Genomic DNA, 26022 nt, shown 5'->3' with positions numbered 1-26022 from the left:
CGCGCGCGGCGGTCGCGACGCGACAGCCGGGCCGCCGGCCCGAAGTTGCGGACGACGACGCGACGAAACGATTATGACGTTTAGATGATGCTCCGGTTTTGAGCTAAATCAAGCGGGCCGCGCGGCGCTCACCGCGCGCCGTGGATCGGCTCGCCCTGCGGCCCCGGCGCGCCGAAGCTGAGGAGATCGTCGATCTGCGCCTTCTGCGCCCTGGCCCAGGCGCCGAGCCGGCCGCAGATCGCCGGCTGCGGCGCGTCCGGGCCGCCCGCCTGCGCGCCGCAGCGGCGCGAGGCGAAGTTCTGCAGGCTCATCGACAGCTGCAGCGAATAGTCCGAGGAATAGAGCTGGGAGTCGCTGAAGACGACGCCGGACGGCACATTGCCGTAATACATCATGCGGAAGCTCTGGTCGGTCGCCGGGCGCCGCGCGGCGTCGAGCTTCAACACGGCGCCGTTGGCGGAGAACTCCGGCAGGATCGGCGCGCTCGGGAAGCCCGCCGTCTGATGGCAGCCCATGCAGGACGCCTTGGCGTTGTCGACCGGGCCGGCGAGACGGCCGCCGAAGCCCAGATGGTTGAAGTTGAGCGGCGCGCGCGTCAGACGCGCCGCGGCGTCCTCGTTGATCCATTGCTCGGTCAGCTTCGAGCGGTCGCAGGGTCCCTCCGGCCCGGCGCAGGTCTGCGCGAACGTCACTTTCGGATTGTTGCCCCATTGCAGGCCGAGCGGGACCATGCGCGCCCATGGGCTCGCGCCTTCCGCGTTTCCGTCATAGCCGAAGGTGCCGAGCAGCCAGCCGGTCAGGCTGCGCTCGTCGCGCACGGACACGTCGATCTGGATCAGGCGGATCTTGCCGGGCCTGCGCGCGAAGCGGGAAGCCGGCCCCTCGTTGCGCCAGCGCGGGTCGTCGTTGACGAAGACGTCGGCGGTCCATTCGAGCGCGCCCTTGGCGATCGGCAGCTCGTCCTCCGTCACCGTCGAGAACAGCAGCTTGATGATGAAGGCGCCGTCGGGAAAATTGTTGAGCCCCGTCGGGTCTGGGTTGAGCGCGCCGGGCTGCGGATCGTTCGGGTCGCAATAGACCTGCCCGACGGCGAAGGCGGCGCGGTCGTTCAGATAGGCGCCCGACCAGGTGTCGACGAACTCATGCTGCAGTGTGCTCAGCGTGTCGCCGGAGGAATCGAATTCATGGGTGAAGCCATGGACGAACTCGCGCCCGTCGGTGCCCGGCCAGTCGGACGCGACCTCGGTGTTCCAGTCCATCCACGGCATGCCGTACCATTTGCGGACCTTGTTGTCCTCGACGTAGAAATCCGCCTCGACGTTGCCCTCGAGCCCATAGGCGAGGAGCGCGCGCAGATACGCCTGCGGATCGGCCGGGCCGCCGTCCCTGAAGGGGATGTCGAGCCAGGGATAATGTTCCGGCGGCGGGATCTGGACCGGATAGTCCTGCGACAGCTTGAACACGCGGCCCTTGTAGTCCGCGGGCGGATCGCCGCCCTGCCCTTGCAGATGATAGTCCTTGAAGGCGCCGCGCGCGCAGTCCGTTCGCGCGAGCCGGTTGCGCGCCGCGTCGTCGCTCGCGGCGGCTTCGCCTGCGAGGAGGGCGACGCCGAAAAGCAGCAGGGGAATCGCCACGCATGCGCGCGCCTTCGACGTTCGACCGCGATTCGCCATCTGCGCGCCTTCCAAGCTTCGACGACGCATCCGGCGCGCCGCGACGGTGTAAATCAAGAGGCTTGTCCTTGCGCCGGGCTTTCGCGCCCGGCGAAGCCTCACTCCTGGTCGTGGACGATCCGACCATCGACCAGCGTGAGCTTCACCCTGCCCTCCATCACCGCCTCGTCGAAGGGGGTGTTCTTGCAGCGCGAGCGCAGCGTCGCGGGGTCGACGACATAGGCCTCGTCGGGATCGAAGCGGATGAGGTCGGCCGGCGCGCCGACCTCGAGCCGCCCCTGCGGCAGGCCGAGGATTTCCGCCGGGCGCTGGGTGAGCGCGCCGATCAGCCGGCGCAGCGGCACGTCGCCCGAGCGCACGAGGCGCATGCCGGCGGCGAGCATGGTCTCGAGGCCGATCGCCCCGTCCTCGGCCTCGGCGAAGGGCAGGCGCTTGGTCTCGACGTCCTGCGGATTGTGGTCGGAGACGATCACGTCGATGAGGCCCGAAGCGAGCGCCGCGACGAGCGCGCGCCGCTCGTCCTCGCGCCGCAGCGGCGGGGCGAGTTTCAGGAAGGTGCGGTAGTCGCCGATGTCGCTCTCGTTGAGCGTCAGATGGTTGATCGAGGCGCCGCAGGTGACCGGCAGGCCGGCGTCCTTGGCCCGCGCGATGATCTCGAGCGAGAGCGTCGTCGAGACGAGCGGGGCGTGGTAGCGCGCGCCCGTCAGCGCGGCGAGGCGGATGTCGCGGTCGAGCATGATCGCCTCGGCCTCGCGCGGCACGCCGGACAGGCCAAGGCGCGTCGCGAACTCGCCCTCGTTCATGACCCCCTCGGCGAGGTCGGGGTCCTGCGCGTAATGGATGACGAGTGCGTCGAAGTCGCGCGCGTAGGAGAGCGCGCGGCGCAGCACGCGCGAATTGACGATCGGGCGCGCGCCGTCCGAGAAGGCGACGGCGCCGGCCTGGCGCAGCAGGCCGATCTCGGCGATCTCCTCGCCGCGCAGGCCCTGCGTCAGCGCCGCGCAGGGCAGCACCTTGACCCGCGCCGTGTCGCGCGCCCGGCGCAGCAGGAAATCGACGACGGCGGGATCGTCCACCGGCGGACTGGTGTCGGGGCGGGCGAGGATCGTCGTGACGCCGCCCGCCGCCGCCGCCGCGCTGGCGGAGGCGATCGTCTCGCGGTGCTCGGCGCCCGGCTCGCCGACGAAGACGCGCAGGTCAATGAGGCCCGGCGCGATGAGGTCGCCGCCGCAGTCGATCACGCGCGCATGCACGGGCAGGCTGCGCGGCTCGACGCCCTCGCCGATGTCGAGGATGCGTCCGTCGAGAATCAGCACGCCGCCGCGCTCGCCGTCATGCTTCGCGCCGTCGACGAGGCGGCCGTTGACGAGGGCGAGCGGCTGATGGGCGACCGAGGGCGAGGCGGGAATCTTCATCTTGGACATGGCCCCCGCCTCATCCGTTCGGCAGATGCTCGGCGAGCGCGCCGAGCACGGCGATGCGCACCGCGACGCCCATCTCGACCTGCTCCCTGATGCGGCTCTGGCCGCCGTCGGCGACGCTCGAATCGATCTCGACGCCGCGGTTCATCGGCCCTGGATGCAGCACGAGGGCGTCGGGCTTGGCGCAGCCGAGCTTCTCTTCGTCGAGCCCGTAGAAGCGGAAATACTCCTTCGGGCTCGGGATGAAGCCGCCCTGCATGCGCTCGCGCTGCAGGCGCAGCATCATCACGATGTCGGCGTCCTTCAGCCCTTCGCGCATGTCGCGGAACGCCTCGACGCCCATGCGCTCGACGCCGGCCGGCAGCAGCGTCGAGGGGCCGACGACGCGCACGCGCGCGCCGAGCGTGGTCAGGAGCAGGATGTTGGAGCGGGCGACGCGCGAGTGCAGGATGTCGCCGCAGATCGCCACAGTGAGCCCCTCGACGCGGCCGCGGTTGCGGCGGATGGTCAGCGCGTCGAGCAGCGCCTGGGTCGGATGCTCGTGCGCGCCGTCGCCGGCGTTGACCACCGCGCAGTCGACCTTCTTGGCGAGCAGATGCACGGCCCCCGCCTGCGCATGGCGCACGACGATGATGTCGGGGCGCATGGCGTTCAGCGTCATCGCCGTGTCGAGCAGCGTCTCGCCCTTCTTCACGCTCGAGGAGGCGACCGACATGTTCATGACGTCGGCGCCGAGCCGCTTGCCGGCGAGCTCGAACGAGGACTGCGTGCGCGTCGAGGCCTCGAAGAAGAGGTTGATCAGGGTGCGCCCGCGCAGGGTGGCGCGCTTCTTCTCGACCTGGCGGGAGAGCTCGACCGCCTCCTCGGCGCGATCGAGCAGCGCGACGATGTCCTGCGGCGAAAGGCCTTCGATCCCCAGCAGGTGCCGGTGCGGGAAGACGGGCTTTGGGTCGGTGGCCATGGCCGTCCCTTTTAAGGAGCGCGGGCGCGACGCGGAAGTCCCATGCGGCCGGGCCGGGCGCCGGCCGCGCCTTGCGCACAGCTTTCGCCGGCGCGCCCGGCCGGCGCGGCGAAAAACCCGCCGGAATTGACTAAGCCGGCGCCCTCGCCCATCTTCTGCGCCAAATTTCTTTTGCGGCGCCGCAGCAAAAGCCGGCCGCCGCACGTCCCCGACGGGCGTGCGCAGCGGCGCGGGGTCAGGCGTCGGGGAGCTCATCTATTGCCGTCAGTCAGCGTCGTCATCGTCGAATCCCCGGCGAAGGCCAAGAGCATCAACAAATACCTCGGGCGGGGCTATGAGGTTTATCCCTCCTACGGCCATGTGCGCGACCTGCCGGCCAAGGACGGCTCGGTCGATCCCGACGCCGACTTCGCCATGCTGTGGGACGTCGACGTCAAGTCGGCCAAGCGCCTCAACGAGATCGCGCAGGCGGTCAAGGGCGCCGACAGGATCATCCTCGCCACCGACCCCGACCGCGAGGGCGAGGCGATCTCCTGGCATGTGCTGGAGGTTCTGAAGGCCAAGAAGGTCCTCAAGGACAAGCCGGTCGAGCGCGTCGTCTTCAACGCCATCACCAAGGCCGCCGTGCTCGACGCGATGAAGCATCCGCGCGAAATCGACGGCGCGCTGGTCGACGCCTATCTGGCGCGCCGCGCGCTCGACTATCTCGTCGGCTTCAACCTTTCCCCCGTCCTGTGGCGTAAGCTGCCCGGCGCCCGCTCGGCGGGGCGGGTGCAGTCGGTGGCGCTGCGCCTCGTCTGCGACCGCGAGCTCGAGATCGAGGCCTTCGTTCCGCGCGAATACTGGTCGATCGCGGCGCACCTGCGCACGCCGCGCGGCGCGCCCTTCACGGCGCGCCTCGTCGGCGCCGACGGGAAGAAGATCTCGCGCCTCGACGTCGGGACGGGCGAGGAGGCGGAACGCTTCCGCCGCGACCTCGAGGCGGCGGCCTTCCACGTCGCCAAGGTCGAGGCGAAGCCGGCCAGGCGCAATCCCTCTCCCCCCTTCACCACCTCGACGCTCCAACAGGAGGCCTCGCGAAAACTGGGCTTCGCGCCGGCGCGCACGATGCAGCTCGCGCAGCGGCTCTATGAGGGCGTCGAGATCAACGGCGAGACTGTCGGCCTCATCACCTATATGCGCACCGACGGCGTCGACCTCGCCCCCGAGGCGGTCTCCGGCGCGCGCGCGGTGATCGCCCGCGAGTTCGGCGACGCCTATGTCCCGAACGCGCCGCGAAGATATCAGGTCAAGGCGAAGAACGCGCAGGAGGCGCATGAGGCGATCCGGCCGACCGACCTCGCCCGCCTGCCGCGCGAGGTCGCCCGCCACGTCGACGCCGACCAGGCGCGGCTCTATGAGCTGATCTGGACGCGGACCATCGCCTGCCAGATGGAGTCGGCCGAGCTCGAGCGCACCACCGTCGACGTCGAAGCCAGGGCCGGCGCGCGCGCGCTCGAATTGCGCGCCACCGGCCAGGTCGTGCGCTTCGACGGCTTCCTGCGCCTCTATCAGGAGGGGCGCGACGACGAGGAGGACGAGGAGAGCGCCCGTCTGCCGGACATGGCGCAGGGTGAGCCGCTGTCGAAAGATCGCATCGACGTCGCCCAGCATTTCACCGAGCCGCCGCCGCGCTACACCGAGGCGACGCTGGTCAAGCGCATGGAGGAGCTCGGCATCGGCCGGCCCTCGACCTACGCCGCGACTCTCGCCGTGCTGCGTGAGCGCGACTATGTGCGGCTCGACAAGAAGCGGCTGATCCCCGAAGACAAGGGGCGGCTCGTCACCGCCTTCCTCGAGGCCTTCTTCGCCCGCTACGTCGGCTATGACTTCACCGCCGACCTCGAGGAGAAGCTCGACCTCGTGTCGAACCACGAGATCGACTGGAAGCAGGTCCTGCGCGACTTCTGGCTCGACTTCTCGGCGGCGATCGCCGGCACCAAGGACCTGCGCACGACGGAGGTGCTCGACAGTCTGAACGAGCTGCTCGGGCCGCATATCTTCCCGGCGAAGGAGGATGGGGGCGATCCGCGCGCCTGCCCCTCCTGCGCCAACGGGCGCCTGTCGCTCAAGCTCGGCAAGTTCGGCGCCTTCATCGGCTGCTCGAACTACCCCGAATGCAAATACACCCGCACGCTCTCGGCGCCGGACGGCGAGGAGGCCGAGGGGGCGCGGCCGGGCGTGAAGTCGCTCGGCTTCGATCCCGGCACGGGCGAGGAGATCACCCTGCGCGACGGGCGCTTCGGCGCCTATGTGCAGGAGGGCGAGGGCGAGAAGCCGAAGCGCTCCTCGATCCCGAAGACCATTTCGCCCGCGGACCTCACGCTTGAGCAGGCGCTCGGGCTGCTCTCCCTGCCGCGCGAGGTCGCCCGCCATCCCGAAACGAAGGAGCCGATCCTCGCCGGGATCGGGCGCTTCGGGCCCTACGTGCAGCACGGCAAGACCTACGCCAACATCGGCAAGGACGAGGACATCCTTTCGATCGGCGCCAATCGCGCCATCGACCTCATCGTCGCCAAGGAGAGCGGGCTCACCGGCCGCCGCTTCGGCGATTCGGCCAACGCGCCGGCGCGCGTCCTCGGCGAGCATCCCGCGGGCGGGCAGATCAGCGTCAAGGCCGGACGCTACGGCCCCTACGCCGCCTGGGGCAAGGTCAACGCCACCTTGCCCAAGGACGCCGACCCCACCACATTCACGCTCGAACAGGCGGTCGCCCTCCTCGCCGCCAAGGCGGCGGGCGGCGGCGGGGCGGTTCAGGGCCGCCTTCTCGGCGAGCATCCGGGCGGCGGGCCGGTGACGGTGCGGGCCGGGCGCTACGGCGCCTATGTCAACTGGGGCAAGGTCAACGCCACCTTGAAGGGGGACGCCTCCGCGGAGACGATCACCCTCGAAGAGGCGTTGCGCCTCGTCGAGGAGAAGGGCGGCAAGGGCGCTTCAAAGGGCGGCGCGAAAAAGGCCGCGCCGAAGAAGGCCGCGGCCGCCAAACCCGCGCCGAAGACGGCCGGCGCCAAGGCCCCCGCGAAAAAAGGGGCGGCGAAAAAGTCCTCGCCTTCGCCCCGGGCGGGGGACGACGAGCCGCCGCCGTTCTAGACTTACGCCGCGCCGGCCGAATCGGTCGGCGCGTGAACGCAAACGGACATCGAGATTAAGAAACGCACGACATCCGCCGGCGCCGCGGCGCCCGGCGCAAGCGCCCCGAAAGCGCAACAGACCGCGGGACGGGCGCCGCCCACCCGTGAGGACGTCATCGCCTTCATCGCGCGCGAGCGCGAGGCCGCGGCGGAGCCCGGGGCGCGAAAGCTTCCCGCGCGGATCGGCAAGCGCGAGATCGCGCGCGCCTTCGACGTCAAGGGCGCGGACCGCGTCGCGCTGAAGGCGATGCTGAAGCAGCTCGAGCAGGAAGGCGCCGTCGAGCGCCGCCGCAAGGGCTTCAACCGCGCCGGCGCCCTGCCCGCAAGCGTGCTCGCCGACATCTTCAGCCGCGACCGCGACGGCGACCTCCTCGCCGCGCCCTGCGACTGGGACGAGGCGAACGGGCCGTCGCCGAAGATCGTCGTCGCCCTGCCCCGACGCAGGCGGCCGAACGAGCCGGCGCCGGCCGTCGGCGACCGCGCGCTTTTGCGCGTCGAGCCGATCCATGGCGCCGAGCCTCCGGAGCCGGCCTATTCCGGACGCGTCGTCAAGCTGCTGGAGCGGGCGCGGACGCAGATCCTCGGCGTCTTCCGCGCCTCGCCGCGCGGCGGCGGGCGCGTCGCGCCGATCGACAAGAAGGCTCTCGCGAAAGGGGAGCTGATGGTCGCGCCGGGCGACGAGGGCGAGGCGCAGGACGGCGACCTCGTCGCCTGCGAGAGCCTGCGCTCGGGCCGGCTCGGCCTGCCGCAGGCCAAGGTGCGCGAGCGCGTCGGCGCCTATGACAGCGAGAAGGCGGTGAGCCTCATCGCCATCCACGCGCACAAGATTCCCCATGTCTTTCCGCCGCACGCGCTCGCCGAGGCGCAGCGCGCGCAGGCGGCGACGATGGAGGGGCGCGAGGACTGGCGCGACGTCCCCTTCGTGACGATCGACCCGGCCGACGCCAAGGACCACGACGACGCGGTGTTCGCCGCCCCCGACGAAGACGCGGCGAACCCCAGCGGCTTCGAGCTGCGCGTCGCCATCGCCGACGTCGCCGCCTATGTGCGCCCCGGGACGCCGCTCGACCGCGCGGCCATGGAGCGCGGCAATTCGGTCTATTTCCCCGACCGCGTCGTGCCGATGCTGCCCGAGCGCATCTCGAACGACCTGTGCTCGCTGCGCCCGCTCGAGGACCGGCCGGCGCTGGGCCTGCGCATGGCCGTCGCCGCGGACGGGCACAAGCTCTCCCATTCCTTCCACCGCGTGATGATCCGGTCAGCGGCCAAGCTCGCCTATCCGCAGGCCCAGGCGGCGATCGACGGCGCGCCGGACGAGACGACCGCGCCGCTCCTCGAGCCCGTGTTGAAGCCGCTCTACGCGGCGTACGCGGCGCTGCGAAAAGCGCGCGAGGCGCGCGGGCCGCTCGACCTCGACCTGCCCGAGCGCAAGCTCGTGCTCGACGAGGCCGGGGCGGTGGCGCGCGTGTTCATCCCGGAGCGGCTCGACGCGCACCGGCTCATCGAGGAGTTCATGATCCTCGCCAACGTCGCCGCCGCCGAGACGCTGGAGGCCAGGCGCCAGCCGCTCGTCTATCGCGTCCACGACGAGCCGAGCCTCGAAAAGCTCAACAACCTCGCCGAGTTCCTCGCCACCATCGGCGTCAAGCTGGCCAAGGGGCAGGTGCTGAAGCCGCAGCAGTTCAACGGCATATTGCGCCAGGTGAAGGACACCGAGCACGAGCACGTCGTCAACGAGGTGGTGCTGCGCTCGCAGGCGCAGGCCGAATACGCGGTCGAGAACTACGGCCATTTCGGCCTCAACCTGCGCCGCTACGCGCATTTCACCTCGCCGATCCGCCGCTACGCCGACCTCATCGTCCATCGGGCGCTGATCTCGGCGCTCGGCCTCGGCCCCGACGGCCTGCCGGCCGACGCGCGCCAGACGCTGCCGGAGACCGCAGCCTCCATCTCGGCCGCCGAGCGGCGCGCCATGGCCGCCGAGCGCGAGACGATCGAGCGTCTCATCGCCGCCCATCTTTCCGACAAGATCGGCGCCTCCTTCGAGGGGCGCATCTCCGGCGTGACGCGCGCGGGCCTGTTCATCCGCCTCGCCGACACCGGCGCCGACGGCTTCATTCCCGCCTCGATGCTGGGCGAGGATTATTTCCGGCACGACGAGAAGCTGCGCGCGCTCGTCGGCGCCCGCAGCGGCAGGACGCATCGCCTCGGCGACGTCGTGACGGTGCGCCTCGTCGAGGCGGCCCCGCTCGCCGGCGCGCTGCGCTTCGAGCTCGTCGAAGGCGGCTCGCCCCGCCCGCGCGAGGCGGCGAGGCGGGGGAAAAAGGCCGCGCGACGCTGAACTGAACAAGCCTTTTCCGTCGCGTCCCTTCGCGCAGGTCCCTTCGCGCAGGCGGGACGCTCACCAATTTGTGATGATGATTACGCAACTTTTATCATTTAAAACTCTTCAAACGACAGGAGACGATAATATCGACATAATTCACGAGGCGTCATATGAGGCCGTTATGCTTTTCGCTGCGCAAGGCGCTTCCCGTCTTCAGCGCCGGCGGCTTAACCAGCGGCGTGAGATTTCGTAAGATACTGAATTATTTTAGAATAAAAGAAAATTTCCCAACTTCCAAAAATCGCCCCGCCTTCAAATTTCAGCGTAAAAATCCGCCTCCGACCTTTCGTCTTCCGCCAGAATTTCGCCTTATTCTGACTTTGGCGCTCGCCGCGGGTCTGGGAGCCCCGGCCGCCGCGCTTTCCCTTCCGCTGCGCTCGATCAGGGAATGGGCGACGTGCGACGAAACGAAGGACAGCGCGAAGGAGATCGCCAAGGCCTTCGCCGCCGCCAAAAACGCCGCTTTCGCGCTCAACGTGGACTGCCCGGTGTTCGCCCACATCGGGTCGGACATCGCGCGTCCCATTTTCATCGACGACAAGACGACCGTCATCTTTTCAGGGACGGGAAAGATCGTCGTCGACAATCTTTTCATTCCCGCCTTCGTGCTCGCGAACGTCTCGAACGTGACGCTGAAAAACTGGCGGATCCAGTATTCCGCGGTGGTTCCGGTCAATCCGCGCACCGGCGGCTATTACAATGACGGCGTTTTCATTTCCTCGCCGTCCTCCGCCATGACGCCCCAGGCGGGGGCTTTCAACGACGGGACGCTGCGGCTCTGGCTGTCCCGCAACCGCGGGGTCAAGTTCGCCGACGGCGCAGCGCGCGGAACCCCGCGCTGGACCGGTCCGGTGATGTCCGCGGCGATCTTCCATTTTCGCGGGACGACCGCGAACGTGACCGTTTCGGGATTGAAGGTCTTCGCGCCGCAAAACGCCGGCGTCGACGCCTTCGCCCCCAATGTGTTTTCCTTCAACATCGGCCCGAAGAACAATCAGACCGTGACCGCCTCGTCGCCGATCGACGCGACGACCAGCGCGATTCCGTCGAATCTCACCTTCAGCGACATCGATTTCGACGGGACGTATATGGGCTTCAACGGCACGGTCAGGAACTCCACGTTCGCCGGCGTCCGCTCCCACAGATATGGCGACCTGCAGACCAAGAGCGGCGGCAGCCCCGGCGGGGTCGGCAAATGGTTCGCCCCGCCTCATTTGTTCTACCTGAATTACGACGGCGCGATCACGGACGCGAGCCTCGTCACCCAGGGCGTGTCCATCGTCGACGTCATCGACTATGGCGTCCGGCTCGGCGTCGCGCGAGACAAGAACGACGGCGGCCAGAATAGCGGCAACGCGTTGTCGCTCAAGATCGGCGGATTCGACATTCTCGTCGACGGCTATGAGTCGCATCGTCCTGACGGCCTCCTCGATCTCCTGCAGTCCGAAGGCGTGACGATCCGCAACGTCAAGGCGACCTATGATTCGTCCTTCATGAATTACATCTACCCGGCGATCCGGTTTCCCGGAGGGTCGCACCCGGCCCTTCCCGGCTACAAGAACGTCGCCCTGACCTCCGTGAGCCTCGCCGACCTCGCGGCCTCGACGTCCGTGGTCCCGATCCGCATGAGCACCGTCGGCGTCAACTCCGGCGTCGTCATCTCGGACGCGGCCTTCAGCCTCAACCGGTGGAGCGCCTCGACGCTACAGGACCTTATGCGCTCGGCTGCGCTAGTGAAGGGATCGGGACACAAGATTTCCTTCGTCTATAACGTCGTCGCGCCCGGAACCTCGGCGCCGGCCAGCGTCGCTTCCGGGCTGAGCGGCTCGATGAGCTGGTTTCTCGCCGTCGCGCCCAACGCCACGACGGTCGGCGGCTCCGCGCTGCTCACTTACGCGGCGACGGGCGCCAAGGTCTGCCGCGCGGGTCCGACATGGTCGAACGGCGGCAAATTCAGCGGCGGCGCGCTCGTGACCTCGCCCTTGCCCGCCCCGGCGCCCTATTCGCTGACATGCGCCGGGAAGGACGGCTCCGTCGGCGGATCGACGGTCAAGGTGACCTACAAGCTCGCCCTTCCGTCGAACTAGGACGACGCGGCGTCGGAGACCCGTTCCCTGGCTTCCCGCCGCGCCGAAGTCGCGGCGGCCTTTCCTTGACGTTGAAAGGAGCCGGCGCGTCCGCCCGCCGACGCGGTCAAGCGCGAGGAAGTTGATTTCGGCGACGAAGGCGCTCATTTATTAGGCTACGCCCGAACAGGAGACTCTTATGGCCGCCCCCGCCCAGGGCCTCGCGCATCCCGTCGCCGACCCGCAGACGCGTCCCGTCTGGCGCTCGCTCCGGCGCGGCTTCAACCAACGCTGCCCGGCCTGCGGCGAAGGCCGCGTCTTCGGCCGCTTCCTCAAGGTCAATCCGGCCTGCCCGGCCTGCGGCGAGGAGCTTCACCATCATCGCGCCGACGACGCGCCGCCCTACGCCACGATCGTCGTCGTCGGCCATGTGATCGGCACCCTGATGCTCGCCGTCGAAGGGTTCTGGCCCGACGCGCCGATCTGGCTGCACGCGCTGTTCTGGCCGACGCTCACTCTCATGATGTCGCTCTGGTTCCTGCCGCGGATCAAGGGCGCCCTCGTCGCCTATCAATGGGCGCTGCGCATGCACGGCTTCGAGGGCGAACCGCAATCGACCGTCGAAGCCGCCGCGCCCGCCTGAACGCCTGACGCAGCCCATGCTCGAAGTTCGCAGCCGTCCGGCTGCGGGAGCGGGGCGCGCGCCCTGCGCGGCGATCGTTTGCGCCATCGGCACGGTGGCGCTCGTCGGCGTCGGCCTTTCGCTCACCATCGCGCTGATCGCCATCCGTCTCGGCGAGCAGGGTTATTCGGCGCGCGCGATCGGCTTCAACACGGCGGCAGCGGGCGTCTCGACGCTGCTGAGCGCCAGCTTCATTCCAGGCCTCGCGCGCCGCTTCGGCGTGCGCCGCCTGCTCATCGGGGCGATCGCGGTCTGCGCCTGCTGCCTCGGCGCCATGGCGTTCAGGGACGACTACTGGCTTTGGCTCGGCCTGCGCGCCATTTTCGGTGCGGGCCTCACCGTTCTGTTCGTGCTCAGCGAATACTGGATCAACGCGGTCGCCCCCCCTGAGCGGCGCGGCGCGATCCTTGGGATCTACGCCGCCGCCGTCGCGCTCGGCTTCGCCGCCGGCCCGCTCATCCTCGCCCTGGTGGGGACCGCCGGCCCCGCGCCCTTTCTCGCCGCGGTCTTCATCTTTCTCGCGGCGACGCCGATCGCTTTCCAGAGCGGCTCCGCGCCGCCGCTCGAGGCGCGCGCCGCCGCCTCCGTGCTCGGCTTTCTGTTCGTCGCGCCCGTCGCGACCCTCGCCGGCCTGCTGCATGGCGCGATCGAGACGGCGGGGTTCGGGCTTCTGCCGGTGTTCGCCCTGCGCTCGGGCGGGAGCGTGGAGGCGGGCGCCTGGTTCGTGACGCTGTTCGCGCTCGGCGCCGCCCTGCTCCAGCTTCCGATGGGAGCGCTCGCCGACCGATGCGACCGACGCCGCATCCTGCTCGGCGTCGCCGTCGGAGGCCTCGTCGGGGCGCTTGTTCTCGCCGTCCTCGCGCCGCATGGCCTCGCCTTCGCCGTCCTGCTCACGCTCTGGGGGGGCCTCGTCGGCAGCTTCTACGCGCTCGCCCTCGGCTATCTCGGGGCGCGCTACGCTGGAACGGAGCTCGCGAGCGTCAACGCGGCTTTCGTGATGCTCTACTCGGCCGGAATGCTCGCCGGCCCGCCGATCGTCGGCGCAGGAATGGACGCGCTCGGACCGAGCGGCTTTTTTCTCGCCTGCGCGGCGCTCGTCGCGCTTTATCTTGCGCTCGCGACGCAGGCCGGCCGCATGCGGCCGGCGAAGGGCGCGCGCGTCGCGCCGCCTTGACTTTGAGACGGCGATCCTTATGGTCGCGCCCTCAGGCTTTTCGCGCCCGCCGCTCGCACCAGAGCGGACGGGGCGCTTGATTTATGTCGAAGGACCGCCGCCATGGCCAAGGCCGCAATGCTCAAGATCAAGCTCCTGTCCACGGCGGACACGGGCTATTTCTACGTCACCAAGAAGAACGCCCGGACGAAGACCGAGAAGCTGTCCTTCAAGAAATATGATCCGGTCGTGCGCAAGCACGTCGAGTTCAAGGAAACCAAGATCAAGTGAGCCCTGCGCCGGACAATCCGGCGGGGCCGCAGCTCTCGTTCGCGACGCCGGCCGCATGGCCGGCGTCTTCGTTTGCTTTCCTGCTCGAACCTTGCGCGGCTCAAGCCGCAGGCGCAGGTCCCTGCGCGGCGGGCGCAGCCGCCTTTCTCGCCGTCCCCTTGACGCGCTGGCCCCAGAACTGGACCGCCCATCTGATCGGCGACGCTGTTGTTAACTCGCGCGTGAGCGCGCCGATGCAGCGTTCCGGCGCTTTTCGTGGCGCGCAGCTTGCGCAAGCGCGCGAAACCTTGCAGAATACGGTACATTTTGGTCTCAAGACATTGATTTCTTGAGACTTAAGTCTGCGGCTCGGCCGCGCGGGCGTAGTTCAATGGTAGAACGGAAGCTTCCCAAGCTTCATACGAGGGTTCGATTCCCTTCGCCCGCTCCAAAATTCCGGTGACGGAACAAAGGTTTAACCGTTCTGCCGTTGAACTCGCGTTCCCCACGTTCCCTATCGCGTTCCCCATTCCTGTTTACGAAGCGTTCTTCTCTCGGTGCGCGACGCGAAGCTGCGCAACCTGACGAGATTTGCCGATCGTCCCTCGGACGTAGCGGGCCGTCGTCGACGCCTGCGAATGCGCCGCGGCCGACCTGATGGCGTCGAGATCGGCTCCGGCGTCGTCGGCCTCCGAAATGCCGCCGGCGCGGGCGTCCATGTTGCGAACATGCTTCGGCACGCCAGCGAGATTGGCGACGAGCCGCTGCACAGGCGCGCCGCGCAGCTCGGCGATGTAGGCGCGCAGCCGGCCCTCGTCGGCCGGCTTGAATTGCGTCGAATAGCCGTCCGCGGTGACGAGTGTGGCCGACTGGCCGAGCAGCAGCAGGTGCAGCGCGGCCTCCGCCTCGGCGAGACGCTGGGCGACGTCAGCCATTGCGGTGCCACCCGCGCCAGTCGACGAAGCCGGCGCCGAAATCGAGGCGGACGCGGAAGCGCACGCCGTCGACGTCGAAGCCGACCTGAGTCTCGATCTGCGGCCCTTCCGCGCCCTCGAGGTGGCCATATTCGAGGCCGTCGATCTGCGCCGGATCGGCGGCGAGATACCATTGCAGCCCGGTCAAATAGGGGTCGACCAGCAGCGTCAGCTTGCCCGCGAAGGGGTTGACGTCGGCGACCTGGCGGGGCGTGAGCGAAGCGAGAATTTGCTCCGCCTGCGTCTCGAGCTCCGGCGCGACGATCAGGAATTTCGGCGTGGCGGCGATCGGCTCGCCGTCGAGGCCGGTCTGGCGGCGCATCAGGCGGCGCGCGGCGTCGAGATTGAAGGGATCCTCGAGATTGAGGGCGGGGGTGGTGTTGCCATGGTCGGCGTGGAACAGCGCCTTGCCGTCGCTCATGACCGGGTTCGAGACCAGAAGCGCGGCCAGAGCGTTGGCCTCGAAGCGCGCCGCGCTTTGGCCGAGCTGTCGGGTGAGGTCGGCGAAGGCGCCGAGGTCGTCATTCACGATCGCCTGGCGGGTGAGGCCGAGAATGCGGCCGAAGGGCGAGACCTTCCACGTCTCCGCCGCCTCGGCCATCGCGCCCGACGTGAACTCTCCGGCCTCGTTGACCGGATCGAGGGTCTGCAGCGCCGAGAACATCAGGCGGCGCATCGGGCGGAAATCCTTCGCCATGCGCCGCGCCGCGGCCTGCTTCAGGCCCGAGGACGCGGCCTCATAGGCCTGGCGCAGCGTGCGGCCGACCGTGTCGCCGAGCAGCAGCGGGAAGTCGCTCGTGGTGTTAAGCGCCCGCTCGACGATTGTCGCGGCCGAAAGGCCGGTCGTCGGCGCGCCGCGCTGGCGCAGGGCGTCGCGGGCGAGGTCGGGCAGGCTCATGCCGGTGAATTGCCGCGCCGGCGCGGACGGGACATGCGCCGGGTTGATGCGCGCATAAAGCGCCTCGCCCATGGCGCGGGCGCGGGCTTCGGGCGCGTCATGCTCGGCGACGATCTGGGTCCGCACGTTCAAGGCCGCGGCCGAGCGGGCGATCAGCGCGTCGAGGGCCGCGCCGCGGGCGGCTTCCAGCGTCGCGCCGGCGTCGATCTGGGCGTCGGCAAAGGCGGCGTCGAGGCCGGAGTTGCGGGCGAGGCTGCGGATTTCCTGATTGAGCGCGCCGCGCTCGACGGGCGCGGGCGGCGGGGCGGGATCGGCGGGCGGTTCGATTTCGGGCATGGGCAGGCTCCTGATGCCGGCCGCGGGATCGGCGGCCACGGGGACGAGGGAAATTTCGAGAAGGCTGGCCTTCGTCGCGATGATGGTGCGGCGGCCGTCGACGGTCGCCTCGCGCTGCGCCTCGACGACGTAGCCGCAGCTCACGCCGAAGCTCTGGCCGGCGGTGAGGTCGTCGGCGAGGCGCTGGGCGGCGGGATTGGCCGCGGAGAGCGTGACGGCCGCGACGGCCGCGCCGTTCTCAAGGCGAAAGTTGGTCGCCGTGCCGAGCTGGGCGACGAGTGAGCCGCGGTTATGCGCGTCGAGGACCGGCAGGGCGGGGCTGCGCGGCGTGAGGCCGGCGAGGTCGAGCACCTCGTCGAACGGCCCGCGCGCGTCGCGGCGGGCGACGGGCGCGGGCGTCGCGAAGATGACGTCGAAAGTGCGGGTCTCGGCGTTCCAGCTCGACGGCGCGCCGGGCGCGCGGCGGGTTTGCATGGGCTGCGTCATTTCACCTCCGCGGCGGGATCGGCGGGTTTTGCGAAGGAGAGCCCGAGCGCTTCGGCCGCTGCCGCGTCAGCGGCGATCTCGGCGTCGAGCGCCTCGAGGTCGTAGCCGCGGGCGGCGACGGCCTGGCGGCGGCTCATGAGGCCGGCGTCGATGGCGAGGATTTCCGCCTGGGCGTCCTTCAGCGGGTCGACCCAGTCGTTTTTCGGCGGCAGCCAGTCGACGGCCAGCCAGCTCTCGGGATCACGCTCGAAGCCCGGCGCGTGGATGCGGCCGGCGAGGATCTCGGCGGCGAGCCAGCGCCGCCAGACGGGGCGGCAAAACTGATGGATGATGGTCGCAAGCTGGAGCATTTCCGCGCGGCGGCGGAACTCGACGAGGCCGGCGCGGATCGAGCTGTAGTTCACGCCGCTGAGGTCGCCGGTCAGCTGCTCGTAGGGAATTCCGAGCCCGGCCGCGATCTCGCGGGCGGTGATTTTCAGGAAGTCGATCGCCTCGGCGCCGATCTGCGCCGGCTCGGAGAAGCGCACGTCCTCGCCGGGGCGCAGCACCTTCATCTCGCCCGGTTCGAGGCTCGGCTCGACGCCGCCCTGCCCGTCCGGCGCGCCGGCGTAGCCCGCGGCGTTGCCGTTCGGGTCGACGACGAAGCCGGTGAGCAGGGCGGCGATTTGCTGCCGCACCAACTGCGCGCCGTGGGCCGTGTCGAGGTCGGCGAGGCGCAGCAGGACCGGCGCGAACCATGAAACGCCGCGCACCATGCCCGGCGCGTCGAGACGGTAGATGTGGCACACGTCCTCGGCCGGAACGCGCAGCAGCTCGACGCTGCCGCCCAGCGGCAGGCCGGGCGGGTCGCGCCACATGTGATAGGCGGCGCGGCGGCCGGCGGCGTCGAACTCGATTCCGGCGACGATGTGGGCGCCGCCCTGAAGGTCGGCGTGATAGGAGCCATCGACCTGACCGGCGTCGAGGACGCGCAGGCGCAGCGCGCCGGTTTCGTCATGGCTCAGGATGACGAAGGCCTCGCCGGCGACGACGAGGCTGCGGGCGATCAGCGCCTGAATGCCGTAGAAGTCGAGGACGCCGGCGGCGTCGGCTGCGTCCGTCCAGCTGGTGAAGGCGGCGTTGACGGCCTTGCGCGCCTGCGGGTCGGCGGCGCGAGACTGCGGCTTGATTCCCGCGCCGGCGAGGGCGCTCGTCCAGGCGGCGACGCCGGCAGCGGCGTGGCCGTTGTTGGCGACGAGATACTGCGCCCGGCGCGCCAGCGTCGCGCGTCCGGCGAGACCGGCGGCGATCGGCGCGAACGTTTCCCCGGCGTTGCGCCAGCGCCGGCCGGCGGCGGCGGCGTCATAGGCGCGCGTGGCGGCGCGCGCGGCGGGGCGCGCGGCGTGGCGCGACAGGCCGAGGGAGCGGAAAGCGCGGTGAACGCGGCGAGCATGGGCGGCCCTACTCGCCGGACGCCCACAGATCGGAAATGTCGAGCGGGCCGCCGCGCGACTTTTCGTGCAGCTGGTACATGCCGTCGCCGATCTCCACGCGCGTTTCGGTCGCGTTCTTTCTGGCCCGGCGGCGCAGGATGGTCGCCGCGCGCGTCACGTTCACGGTGGGACGGGCGAGATAAGGCGTCTTCGTTGCCGAGATCGCTGCGGAAACTTCGACGTCCGTTCCGCAGAATGCGCGACGCGCGTCGCCGGCGAACGCCACTCGCGCGGCGTAAATTTCGTCCGTCGCGCAGCCTTCGTCGAGATCGAGGCTCGTCGCCGCGACGCGCGGCATTTCCCTCCTGATCAGCGGCGCGGCGGCGCGCACGACGTCGGCCGCGGCCCCGAGAGACATGTAATTCGGCTCGCCCGAAAGATGCTCGACGAGGATGAAGAGCAGCGCCTCGAAGGCCGAATATTCGCCGCGGGCGCGCTCGCCGACGAGCGGGAAAAGGCCGCGGCGCGTCCAGTTCTTGATGGTGTCTTCGTTCGTCCTAGTCAGGACGAAAAAGTCTTCACGGGAAAGCGGCATTGAGGCCTCTTCAGGTTACGTGTCAAGACTACACGTACCGCGTTCGCGCGTAAGGTGTCAAAATTACACGCTAGCCGACGCCGCGTTTAGTGCAGCGTTCCGCTCGTCGCCCCGCGGGCGCCGCGCCGGCTGGGCGCGGACGAACGTGTGGCGGGCTGGCGCGGGCCGGGCCGGGCCGGGCCGGGCCGGAAAGTGTCCAGCACGCAATGCCGATGGCGAAGGACGATCCGCAACCTGCCGGCGAGATCGGGGTCGCGCGGCTCGGCGAGGGCGATCGCCGCCTCGAGCGTTGCGATTTCTTCGGAAAGCTCGGCGATCACGGCGTCCGAAACCACGCTCATGCGTCGCCTTCCGCGCCGAGAAGGGTGCGGTCGAAGCCCGCGTCCAGCCGGTGCTCGATGAAGGCCGCAAGATCGCGCGCGGCGCGGACCATCCTGTCAACGCGGTCGAGCTTGACGAGCCGAGCGCCCTTCGAATCGTGATAATCGAGCTCCAGCAGCATGTCGCAGGCCGTGTCGAGAACTTCGAACAGGCTTATGAGGTCGCCGTGGACCGCGTCTTTGTCGTAGACATAGCCGCGGCGGGCGGGGACGGCGGGTTTTTCAGGCGAGCCGGGGACGGCTGACGGAACGCGGGCGTTCGGCATTTGATTGCTCCGAGGGGCGAATTTTGTTATGTATCTTTCAGGCAAGATTGCCTGAAAGATACATATGCGTAAAACAGGCAATCTTGCAAGAGATATGATTACGCCGGCTCAATGCCGCGCAGCTCGCGCCTTGGTCGAAATGTCTCGGGACGTTTTGGCGGACGAGGCACACGTTGCGCTGCGAACCATCGCCGACTTCGAATCATCAAAGCGCAGCGCAATTCCTGCGACGCTCGCCGCGATCCGTACCGCCCTCGAAACCGCCGGCGTGGAATTCATCGCCGAGAACGGCGGCGGGCCGGGCGTGCGGCTGCGCAAGGCGGCGCCGCCGGGCGAATCGTGATAGGCTCGCGCCCATGACCGCCGTCCTGTTCGACACGCTCCGCCTCTCCCGCACCCTGCGCGACAAGGGCCATTTCTCGCCCGAGCAGGCCGAGGCGCTCGCCGAAGCCCTCGGCGACGCCACGCAGGACAATCTCGCCACCAAGGCCGACATCGCCGCCTTGCGCGCGGAAATCGCCGGCGCGAAGGGCGACCTCGGCAGGGAGATCGCGGGCGTTAAAGGTGAACTCGGCAACGAGATCGCCAGTCTGAAAGGCGAGATCAAGGGCGTGAAAGGCGAGATCGCCGAGGCGAAGGCCGACATTCTGAAATGGGTCGTCGGCGCCATCGGCTTCCAGACCGTCGTCATCCTCGGCGCCATCGTCTCGCTGATCAAGATTTTCGCGAAATGACCGGAGAGCCCGCGCCTGAAGGTCACCTCGCGAAGATCGAGGGCGACCTGCTCGTCCTGAAGTGGATGACGGGCTTCGCCCTCGCCCTGCTCACCGCCGTCGCGCTGAAGCTGTTCCTGCATTAGCGCTCCATCCAGCTCGACTTGATCCGCGCCGGCCGCGCCGCCGGAGCGGCTTGCCGGCCCGCCTCGCGCAGCGGCAGGTCGGCGATGCGCGCCGCCTCGGCGTCGAGGCGCAGGCCGCGGGCGACAAGGCCCTGCAGCGCCGCCAGCGCGTAGACGCGGCAGTCGAGCGGCTCGTTGTTCGCCGAGCGGTCCTTCAGCCATTGGAAATAGGCCACGCCGCGCCGGAACGACCGCACGCGGCGCTCGGCGGTCAGGCCGCGGAAATAGTCGAGGTCTCGGCCGGCCGGGAAATGGCAGAACCCAGGCCCCGGCTCCGCCCGGCGCAGGCGGGCGAGCACGGCCTCCTTGCCGGCGTCGACGCCGAGGATATGACAGACGAAGCCCTTCTCGTTAGGCTTCGGCGGCCTTCGCGGCCAGAGCGGCAGGCCCGGCCCGCCGCGGCCCTTGATCGCCCAGACGCCGCGCGCGGCGCGCTGCGCTGTGAAGGCGTAGACGCCTTGCGTGTGGTGCCCGCCCGAATCGACGCAGGCCGCGCGCACCGGCAGCGGCCCGGCGCGGGGATGGTCGAACAGGCGCCGCAGCTCGGCGTCGAGGCTCGCCCAGACCTCCGGGCGGGCCGGATCGCCCCAGAGCTCGGAATAGTCGAGCGACCAGCTTTCCTCGCCCCTGCCCCAGCCGACGATTTCCAGCGCCAGGCGATCGTCCTGGACGTCGACGCCGGCGGTGACGATCGCGATTCCTTCGGGCAGGCGCTCGCCGAACTCCTCGAGGCCGGCGAGGAAGCGGGCGGCGTCGAGCGCCTCGGCGTCCCGGTCCTCGAAGGGCTCGCCGAGCTTTGTGTTGGTCCAGACCTTGAGGCGGATCGGATCGCCCTTGACCGCCTCATGCTCGGCGGCGATCTCGCCCCAGCTCTCGAAGGGCGAGAGCAGGCCGGGAAGATGAAAACCCGCGGTGCGGCCGTCGCCCGGCGCCGTGGCGCGCCATGCGCCGGCGGCGAGCAGCGCCGGCTTGTCGGCCTCCTGATGCACGCCGCCGCAGGCCTCGCAGGCCCAGAAGGCCTCGCGCGGGCGCCCTTCCGGCCAGCGGATCGCCCGCCAGCGGATCGGCTGCGCCTCGCCGCAATGCCTGCACGGGACGAAGTAGAGCCGGCGGTCGCTCTCGGCGAACGCGGTCTCGATGCGGCTGGCGCCGGCTTCGGTCGGCGTCGAGATCATCAGGATTTTGCGCCGGCCGCGGAAGGTCGCGGTGCGCTGGATAGCGAGCGCGACGGGATCGCCCTCGCCGTCGGCGTCGACGGGGAAGGCGTCGACCTCGTCGAGGACGAGATAGCGGGCCGGGAGGCTGCGCAGGCCGGTCGCCGAGTTGGCGCCGGTCATGACCAGCGCGCCGCCGTCGAATTCCTTCTGGGTGATGGTGTTGCCCGGCTCCTTAGCCCGCGGCGGGGCGATCTTGGCGCGCAGGATCGGCGTGCCTTCGATCAACGGGTCGATGCGCACGCGGGAGTTTCGGCGCACCATGTCGATGCTCGGCCAGACGCATAGGATCGTGCCGGGAGCGTGCGCGATCCAGTATCCCACGGCGTTGAGGCCGGCCTCAGTGCCTCCAGTCTGCGCGCCCTTCATCAGCACCACGCGCTCGACGGGCGAGGACGTCGAGAGGCAGTCCTGAATCTCGCGAAGGTAAGGCACGCGCGCCGTGCGCCATGGGCCGGGCTCAGCGTTGGCGAGCGGCAGGACGCGGTGCTTGTCAGCCCATTGCGAGACGGTGAGCGCCGGCTCGGGCCGCAGGCCGCGGCGCCATGCTTCGTCGACCAGGCGGGCGGTGAGGGCTTCGATGTTCAACGCGGCAGCTCCAGCGGCAGGTCGGCGAGGGCGATCAGGTGAGCGCGGGCCTCGCGGTCGAGGATCGCGGCGATGGCCGCGAGGTCGCCGCCCGTCTCGGCGGCGACGAGCGGGGCGACGCGGTTGACCCAGCCGAGCAGCGCGTCGCGCTCGAGGCGGGCGCGGGCCTCGATGACGCGGAGCGCGGCGCGCCGGTCGATCAGGCGCTCGCGCAGCCGCGAGGCCTTCGCCTGGGCGATCTCGGCCTCGGCGACGTCGCGGGCGGCGCGGGGCGAGAGCGCCGGCGCCGGCTCGGCGGGCGCGGGAGCGCGAGGATCTTTGCGCCGCCGATGAGCCCGCACGTTCGCGTCGAGCCAGGCGAGGCCCTGCGCCCGGTCGATCCTACCGGAAGGCGCGACGGGCAGGCCGGCCTTGACGAGCTGCGAGACGCGGCCGGGCGTGAGGCCGACCTCGGCGGCGAAGGCCGATTTCGAGAGCGTCGCGGCGGGATCGGCCGGAAACTCAAAGAGCGCGGACGGCGGAGAGGTCATTCTAAGCCCCTCTCGAATCGTTTTCCTTTAGAATTCAAAACTTTGCCGTCTAAAGGATTTAAGGGCTGCGGGCGCGGCGCATCCCTCCGGGAGGGAAGGACCCGTCCCAGATCGCGAAGGGCGGCGGCGATTTCCCGACGCAAAGGACGCGACCCTCGCTTAGGACTTTCAAGCTCCCGCGCGCTGCGGCGTCGCCCCCGACGCCTGCTTGTCCCATGCTCCGCTTGTCCGGACCTGACTTGACGCGCCAGCAATGTTCACTATATGTTCCTTAACGCGTTCGAACGCGGCTTGTGAGCTTCTCTCGCGTGAGGCTGTCGATGACGCAGAGCGATGTGCTGACGCGCGGCGCGGCCGCTCCGGCTGGCGGCGGCGATCGCCGGCCCCGGCGCCTTCACGAGGGATTCGAGACGCCTTCGCCGCGCAAGGGGCGGGGCGCGCTCTCGAACGCGACGGGCCGGTTCGAAACGCAGAAGCGGGAGCTCGAGGACGACAACTGGGCGAGCCTTGAGGATCTGCCGTCGCTGCGCTCGATCGTCGCCAGGGAGCGCGCGCGCTCGATCCTGACCCGCAACGAGTCGCCGGACATCTCATTCGACCGCTCGATCAATCCCTACCGCGGCTGCGAACATGGCTGCGTCTATTGCTTCGCGCGGCCGACGCACGCCTTTCTCGGCCTGTCGCCGGGACTCGACTTCGAAACGCGCATCTTCGCCAAGATCAACGCCGCGGAGCTGCTCGAGCGCGAATTGTCGGCGCCCGGCTATCAGCCGAAGCCGATCGCCGTCGGCTCCAACACCGACCCCTATCAGCCGGCGGAGCGGACGGAGCGGGTGACGCGCGGCGTCCTCGAAGTCCTGTCGCGGGCGAACCATCCCGTCGCCGTCGTCACCAAGTCGGCCCTTGTGCTGCGCGACCTCGACCTTCTCGCGCCGATGGCGAAGAAGGGCCTCGCCAAGGTGGCGGTGTCGGTGACGACGCTCGATCCGGTGCTGGCCCGCAGGATGGAGCCCCGCGCCGCCTCGCCGCAGCGTCGGCTCGAGACGATCGCCAGGCTCACTGAGGCGGGCGTGCCGACCGCGGCGCTGACCGCTCCGATCATTCCGGCGATCAACGACGCCGAGATCGAGACGATCCTCGAGCGCGCCGCGGCGGCCGGCGCGCGCGAGGCGGGCTACGTCATGCTGCGCCTGCCGCTCGAATTGCGCGACCTCTTCGCCGAATGGCTGATGGCGCATTATCCCGACCGCCTGCGCCATGTGCTCTCGCTCGTGCGCTCCACGCGCGGCGGCAAGCTCTATGACGCCGCCTTCGGCAAGCGGATGACGGGCGAAGGCCCCTACGCCTGGATGATCGGGCGTCGTTTCGAGGCCGCCGCGGCGCGGCTCGGCCTCGGCAAGAGCCGCGCGCCGCTGCGCTGCGACCTGTTCACGCCGCCGCCGCGCGTCGGCGAGCAGCTGCGGCTGTTCTGACGGCCGCACCCGGCGACGCTTTTCGCGGGGCCGGCGATCGCCTACATGTCGCCCCATGGCTCCGACCGACAAAGACTCCCCGCCGCGCCCCGAGGAAGCGGCGGGGGAGGACTCCGCTCCCGCGCGCGGCGAGCCGGCGGGCTTCGGGACGGACCTCGAAGAGGAAGTCGACGAAGAGGACTTCATCGTCGAGGCGGACGGCGTCGGGGCGCTCGACCTCGCCGAGGGCGAGACCGCGCCGGCCTCGCTGCGGCGCGGCTCGGCGGTCATCCGCAGCCATCTGCGCCACGCGCCGGCCGGGCCCGGCGTCTACCGCATGATCGCGGAGGACGGCGCGGTCCTCTATGTCGGCAAGGCGAAGAGCGTCAAGCGGCGCGTCGCCAGCTACGCGCGCGCCTTCGGCCACAACGCGCGCATCGCCCGCATGATCGCGCTGACCGCCTCGATGGTCTTCGTCTCGACCGCCACCGAGACCGAGGCGCTGCTGCTCGAAGCCAATTTCATCAAGCAGATGAAGCCGCGCTTCAACGTCCTGCTGCGCGACGACAAGTCCTTTCCCTATATCCTCCTCGCCGGCGACCATCCCGCGCCGCAGATCCTCAAGCACCGCGGCGCGCGGACCCGCAAGGGCGACTATTTCGGGCCGTTCGCCAGCGTCTGGGCGGTCAACCGCACGATGAACGCGCTGGAGCGCGCCTTTCTCCTGCGCTCCTGCGCCGACAGCTACTACGAGAATCGCACGCGGCCGTGCCTGCTGCACCAGATCAAGCGCTGCTCCGCGCCCTGCACCGGGGAAATCTCGCTTGAGGACTACGCCGGCCTCGTCGCGGAGGCGCGCGACTTCCTCTCGGGCCGCAGCCGCAGCGTGCGCGAGGAGCTCGCCGCCGAGATGACCAGCGCCTCCGACGCGCTGGAGTTCGAGCGCGCCGCGCGGCTGCGCGACCGCATCGCCGCGCTCTCCGCCGTGCAGGGGGCGCAGGGCGTCAATCCGCGCAGCGTCGAGGAGGCCGACGTCTTCGCCATCGCCGAGGAGGCCGGGCAGTTCTGCGTCGAGGCCTTCTTTTTCCGCACCTACCAGAACTGGGGCAACCGCGCCTATTTTCCGCGCGCCGACAGAAGCTTGCCGCCCGAGGAGGTGCTCGACGCCTTCCTCGGGCAGTTCTACGCCGACAGGCCGGCGCCGCGGCTCGTGCTTCTCTCCCACGAGGTCGAGAACGCGCGTGTGCTGGAGGAGGCGTTGCACACGCGCTCCGGCCGCCGCACGGAGATCGCCCGGCCGCAGCGGGGCGAGAAGCGCGAGCTCGTCGAGAACGCCGCGCGCAACGCGCGCGAGGCGCTCGCCCGGCGCCTCGCCGAAACCTCCTCGCAGGAGCGGCTGCTCGCGGCCCTCGGCGCGACGCTCGGCGCTCCCGGCCCCTTGCGCCGGGTCGAAGTCTACGACAATTCGCACATCATGGGGACGAACGCGGTCGGCGCGATGATCGTCGCGGGCGCCGGCGGCTTCATGAAGGCGCATTACCGCACCTTCAACATCAGGGGCGAGGAGCTCGTCCCCGGCGACGACTACGGCATGATGCGCGAGGTGCTGCGGCGCCGCTTCCTGCGCCTCGCCAAGGAGGAGGCGGCCCGCGCCGGCGAGGAGGTTCCGCGCGCGCCCGGCGAGGACGCGGACGCCTTTCCGCAACGGCCGGACCTGGTGCTGATCGACGGCGGCCAGGGCCAGTTCGACGCGGCGCGCGCGGTCCTTTCCGAGCTTGGCGTCGAGGGCGTCGCCGTCGCCTCCATCGCCAAGGGCGTCGACCGCAACGCCGGGCGCGAGACCTTCTTCGTCGAGGGCCGCGCGCCGTTCCGCCTGCCGCCGCGCGATCCGGCGCTCTATTTCGTGCAGCGCCTGCGCGACGAGGCGCACCGCTTCGCCATCGGGACCCATCGCGCGCGCCGCCGCAAGGAGTTCACGCGCAGCCCCCTCGACGAGATCGCCGGCGTCGGGCCGGCGCGCAAACGCGCCCTGCTGCACGCCTTCGGCACCGCCAAGGCGATCTCGCGCGCGGCGCTGGCGGATCTTGAGAAAGTCGAGGGAATCAATGCGGCGACGGCGCGGCTCGTCTATGACCATTTCCATGAAAAGGGCGCATAGCGGCGCCATGGCGGGCGCTATTGACGCCGCAGACCTGAGGATGTTCCCTTCCGC

General features: G+C 69.8%; 23 protein-coding genes and 1 tRNA gene. 13 read left to right on the top strand and 11 right to left on the bottom strand.

The features are described from left to right. Nucleotides 1–128 precede the first annotated feature (128 nt). From ACE3OG_RS00210 to ACE3OG_RS00200, 3 genes are all read right to left on the bottom strand, one after another. Entirely contained in the window at nt 129–1634 is a 1506-nt protein-coding gene (locus tag ACE3OG_RS00210) for a hypothetical protein (RefSeq protein ID WP_374304898.1), read from the bottom strand. Nucleotides 1635–1771: 137 nt separating this feature from the next. Continuing rightward, the gene (pyrC, locus tag ACE3OG_RS00205) at nt 1772–3088 is read right to left on the bottom strand and encodes a dihydroorotase (protein WP_374305637.1); all 1317 of its coding nucleotides are present in this window, start codon (nt 3086–3088) and stop codon (nt 1772–1774) included. A gap of 19 nt (nt 3089–3107) precedes the next feature. Beyond that, nucleotides 3108–4055: an aspartate carbamoyltransferase catalytic subunit gene (locus ACE3OG_RS00200; protein ID WP_374304896.1), complete on the bottom strand. Its 948-nt coding sequence runs from the start codon at nt 4053–4055 to the stop codon at nt 3108–3110. Nucleotides 4056–4313: 258 nt separating this feature from the next. On the opposite strand from ACE3OG_RS00200, the gene topA reads away from it, so the two are divergent. From topA to ACE3OG_RS00160, 8 genes are all read left to right on the top strand, one after another. Beyond that, a complete protein-coding gene (gene topA / locus ACE3OG_RS00195; RefSeq protein WP_374304894.1) occupies nt 4314–7184 on the top strand; it encodes a type I DNA topoisomerase in 2871 nt (956 codons plus the stop codon). A 54-nt stretch (nt 7185–7238) separates the two neighbouring features. Continuing rightward, nucleotides 7239–9566 (top strand): ribonuclease R, encoded by a 2328-nt coding sequence (gene rnr, locus ACE3OG_RS00190; protein ID WP_374305635.1) that lies wholly within the window; start codon nt 7239–7241, stop codon nt 9564–9566. A 365-nt stretch (nt 9567–9931) separates the two neighbouring features. Continuing rightward, on the top strand, nt 9932–11698 hold the full coding sequence (locus ACE3OG_RS00185; RefSeq protein WP_374304892.1) for a hypothetical protein: 1767 nt from the start codon (nt 9932–9934) through the stop codon (nt 11696–11698). 178 nt (nt 11699–11876) lie between these two features. Beyond that, a complete protein-coding gene (locus ACE3OG_RS00180; protein WP_374304890.1) occupies nt 11877–12320 on the top strand; it encodes a DUF983 domain-containing protein in 444 nt (147 codons plus the stop codon). A gap of 16 nt (nt 12321–12336) precedes the next feature. Further along, complete coding sequence (locus ACE3OG_RS00175; RefSeq protein WP_374304888.1) at nt 12337–13533, top strand: MFS transporter; 1197 nt, start codon at nt 12337–12339, stop codon at nt 13531–13533. Between the two features lie 102 nt (nt 13534–13635). Beyond that, nucleotides 13636–13803 carry a 50S ribosomal protein L33 gene (rpmG, locus tag ACE3OG_RS00170; protein ID WP_012592792.1) on the top strand — a complete coding sequence of 56 codons (168 nt, stop codon included), beginning with the start codon at nt 13636–13638 and terminating at the stop codon, nt 13801–13803. Continuing rightward, a complete protein-coding gene (locus tag ACE3OG_RS00165; protein ID WP_374304886.1) occupies nt 13800–14135 on the top strand; it encodes a hypothetical protein in 336 nt (111 codons plus the stop codon). The genes rpmG and ACE3OG_RS00165 overlap by 4 nt, the downstream gene beginning before the upstream one ends. A gap of 24 nt (nt 14136–14159) precedes the next feature. Further along, nucleotides 14160–14233 (top strand) — tRNA-Gly (locus ACE3OG_RS00160). 85 nt (nt 14234–14318) lie between these two features. Here ACE3OG_RS00160 and gpW read toward each other — a convergent pair. From gpW to ACE3OG_RS00130, 6 genes are all read right to left on the bottom strand, one after another. After that, entirely contained in the window at nt 14319–14717 is a 399-nt protein-coding gene (gene gpW / locus ACE3OG_RS00155) for a gpW family head-tail joining protein (protein ID WP_374304884.1), read from the bottom strand. Continuing rightward, nucleotides 14710–16476: a prohead protease/major capsid protein fusion protein gene (locus tag ACE3OG_RS00150; protein WP_374304882.1), complete on the bottom strand. Its 1767-nt coding sequence runs from the start codon at nt 16474–16476 to the stop codon at nt 14710–14712. The genes gpW and ACE3OG_RS00150 overlap by 8 nt, the downstream gene beginning before the upstream one ends. Next, the gene (locus ACE3OG_RS00145; RefSeq protein WP_374305633.1) at nt 16473–17765 is read right to left on the bottom strand and encodes a phage portal protein; all 1293 of its coding nucleotides are present in this window, start codon (nt 17763–17765) and stop codon (nt 16473–16475) included. Before ACE3OG_RS00145 ends, ACE3OG_RS00150 begins: the two co-directional genes overlap by 4 nt. Before the next feature lie 151 nt (nt 17766–17916). Further along, nucleotides 17917–18483: a hypothetical protein gene (locus ACE3OG_RS00140; protein ID WP_374304880.1), complete on the bottom strand. Its 567-nt coding sequence runs from the start codon at nt 18481–18483 to the stop codon at nt 17917–17919. A gap of 86 nt (nt 18484–18569) precedes the next feature. Further along, nucleotides 18570–18824 (bottom strand): hypothetical protein, encoded by a 255-nt coding sequence (locus ACE3OG_RS00135; protein WP_374304878.1) that lies wholly within the window; start codon nt 18822–18824, stop codon nt 18570–18572. Continuing rightward, on the bottom strand, nt 18821–19129 hold the full coding sequence (locus ACE3OG_RS00130) for a hypothetical protein (RefSeq protein WP_374304876.1): 309 nt from the start codon (nt 19127–19129) through the stop codon (nt 18821–18823). The genes ACE3OG_RS00135 and ACE3OG_RS00130 overlap by 4 nt, the downstream gene beginning before the upstream one ends. Before the next feature lie 139 nt (nt 19130–19268). Between ACE3OG_RS00130 and ACE3OG_RS00125 the strand changes: the two genes are divergently transcribed. Genes ACE3OG_RS00125 through ACE3OG_RS00115 form a run of 3 tightly spaced genes read left to right on the top strand, consistent with a single transcriptional unit; the run spans nt 19269 to nt 19988 of the window. After that, entirely contained in the window at nt 19269–19472 is a 204-nt protein-coding gene (locus tag ACE3OG_RS00125) for an XRE family transcriptional regulator (RefSeq protein ID WP_374305631.1), read from the top strand. A 13-nt stretch (nt 19473–19485) separates the two neighbouring features. Next, a complete protein-coding gene (locus ACE3OG_RS00120; RefSeq protein ID WP_374304873.1) occupies nt 19486–19863 on the top strand; it encodes a hypothetical protein in 378 nt (125 codons plus the stop codon). Then, nucleotides 19860–19988 (top strand): hypothetical protein, encoded by a 129-nt coding sequence (locus ACE3OG_RS00115; RefSeq protein WP_374304870.1) that lies wholly within the window; start codon nt 19860–19862, stop codon nt 19986–19988. Before ACE3OG_RS00120 ends, ACE3OG_RS00115 begins: the two co-directional genes overlap by 4 nt. On the opposite strand, the gene ACE3OG_RS00110 is transcribed toward ACE3OG_RS00115, so the two are convergent. Both ACE3OG_RS00110 and ACE3OG_RS00105 read right to left on the bottom strand, forming a co-directional pair. Further along, a complete protein-coding gene (locus ACE3OG_RS00110; protein ID WP_374304868.1) occupies nt 19985–21829 on the bottom strand; it encodes a phage terminase large subunit family protein in 1845 nt (614 codons plus the stop codon). The two genes, ACE3OG_RS00115 and ACE3OG_RS00110, sit on opposite strands and share 4 nt — an antisense overlap. Next, nucleotides 21826–22359, bottom strand: a complete 534-nt coding sequence (locus ACE3OG_RS00105; protein WP_374304866.1) for a hypothetical protein — start codon at nt 22357–22359, stop codon at nt 21826–21828. The genes ACE3OG_RS00110 and ACE3OG_RS00105 overlap by 4 nt, the downstream gene beginning before the upstream one ends. Nucleotides 22360–22679: 320 nt before the next feature. Here ACE3OG_RS00105 and ACE3OG_RS00100 point away from each other — a divergent pair, with 320 nt between their 5' ends. Next, entirely contained in the window at nt 22680–23831 is a 1152-nt protein-coding gene (locus ACE3OG_RS00100; protein WP_374304863.1) for a PA0069 family radical SAM protein, read from the top strand. Nucleotides 23832–23886: 55 nt separating this feature from the next. Next, nucleotides 23887–25968, top strand: a complete 2082-nt coding sequence (gene uvrC / locus ACE3OG_RS00095) for an excinuclease ABC subunit UvrC (RefSeq protein ID WP_374304860.1) — start codon at nt 23887–23889, stop codon at nt 25966–25968. Nucleotides 25969–26022: the final 54 nt, after the last annotated feature.

The organism is Methylocella sp. (assembly GCF_041905455.1).
Taxonomy (GTDB): Bacteria; Pseudomonadota; Alphaproteobacteria; order Rhizobiales; family Beijerinckiaceae; genus Methylocapsa.
Note: the sequence above shows the minus strand (reverse complement) of the source record. Positions and strands in the feature narration are given on the sequence as shown.

Excerpts from the sequence above, each read along its gene's own strand:
- pyrC (WP_374305637.1), bottom strand. The coding sequence starts at position 3,088 with ATGAAGATTCCCGCCTCGCCCTCGGTCGCCCATCAGCCGCTCGCCCTC.
- ACE3OG_RS00200 (WP_374304896.1), bottom strand. The coding sequence starts at position 4,055 with ATGGCCACCGACCCAAAGCCCGTCTTCCCGCACCGGCACCTGCTGGGG.
- ACE3OG_RS00180 (WP_374304890.1), top strand. The coding sequence starts at position 11,877 with ATGGCCGCCCCCGCCCAGGGCCTCGCGCATCCCGTCGCCGACCCGCAG.
- ACE3OG_RS00175 (WP_374304888.1), top strand. The coding sequence starts at position 12,337 with ATGCTCGAAGTTCGCAGCCGTCCGGCTGCGGGAGCGGGGCGCGCGCCC.
- rpmG (WP_012592792.1), top strand. The coding sequence starts at position 13,636 with ATGGCCAAGGCCGCAATGCTCAAGATCAAGCTCCTGTCCACGGCGGAC.
- gpW (WP_374304884.1), bottom strand. The coding sequence starts at position 14,717 with ATGGCTGACGTCGCCCAGCGTCTCGCCGAGGCGGAGGCCGCGCTGCAC.
- ACE3OG_RS00150 (WP_374304882.1), bottom strand. The coding sequence starts at position 16,476 with ATGACGCAGCCCATGCAAACCCGCCGCGCGCCCGGCGCGCCGTCGAGC.
- ACE3OG_RS00140 (WP_374304880.1), bottom strand. The coding sequence starts at position 18,483 with ATGCCGCTTTCCCGTGAAGACTTTTTCGTCCTGACTAGGACGAACGAA.
- ACE3OG_RS00135 (WP_374304878.1), bottom strand. The coding sequence starts at position 18,824 with ATGAGCGTGGTTTCGGACGCCGTGATCGCCGAGCTTTCCGAAGAAATC.
- ACE3OG_RS00130 (WP_374304876.1), bottom strand. The coding sequence starts at position 19,129 with ATGCCGAACGCCCGCGTTCCGTCAGCCGTCCCCGGCTCGCCTGAAAAA.
- ACE3OG_RS00125 (WP_374305631.1), top strand. The coding sequence starts at position 19,269 with ATGTCTCGGGACGTTTTGGCGGACGAGGCACACGTTGCGCTGCGAACC.
- ACE3OG_RS00120 (WP_374304873.1), top strand. The coding sequence starts at position 19,486 with ATGACCGCCGTCCTGTTCGACACGCTCCGCCTCTCCCGCACCCTGCGC.
- ACE3OG_RS00115 (WP_374304870.1), top strand. The coding sequence starts at position 19,860 with ATGACCGGAGAGCCCGCGCCTGAAGGTCACCTCGCGAAGATCGAGGGC.
- ACE3OG_RS00105 (WP_374304866.1), bottom strand. The coding sequence starts at position 22,359 with ATGACCTCTCCGCCGTCCGCGCTCTTTGAGTTTCCGGCCGATCCCGCC.
- ACE3OG_RS00100 (WP_374304863.1), top strand. The coding sequence starts at position 22,680 with ATGACGCAGAGCGATGTGCTGACGCGCGGCGCGGCCGCTCCGGCTGGC.
- uvrC (WP_374304860.1), top strand. The coding sequence starts at position 23,887 with ATGGCTCCGACCGACAAAGACTCCCCGCCGCGCCCCGAGGAAGCGGCG.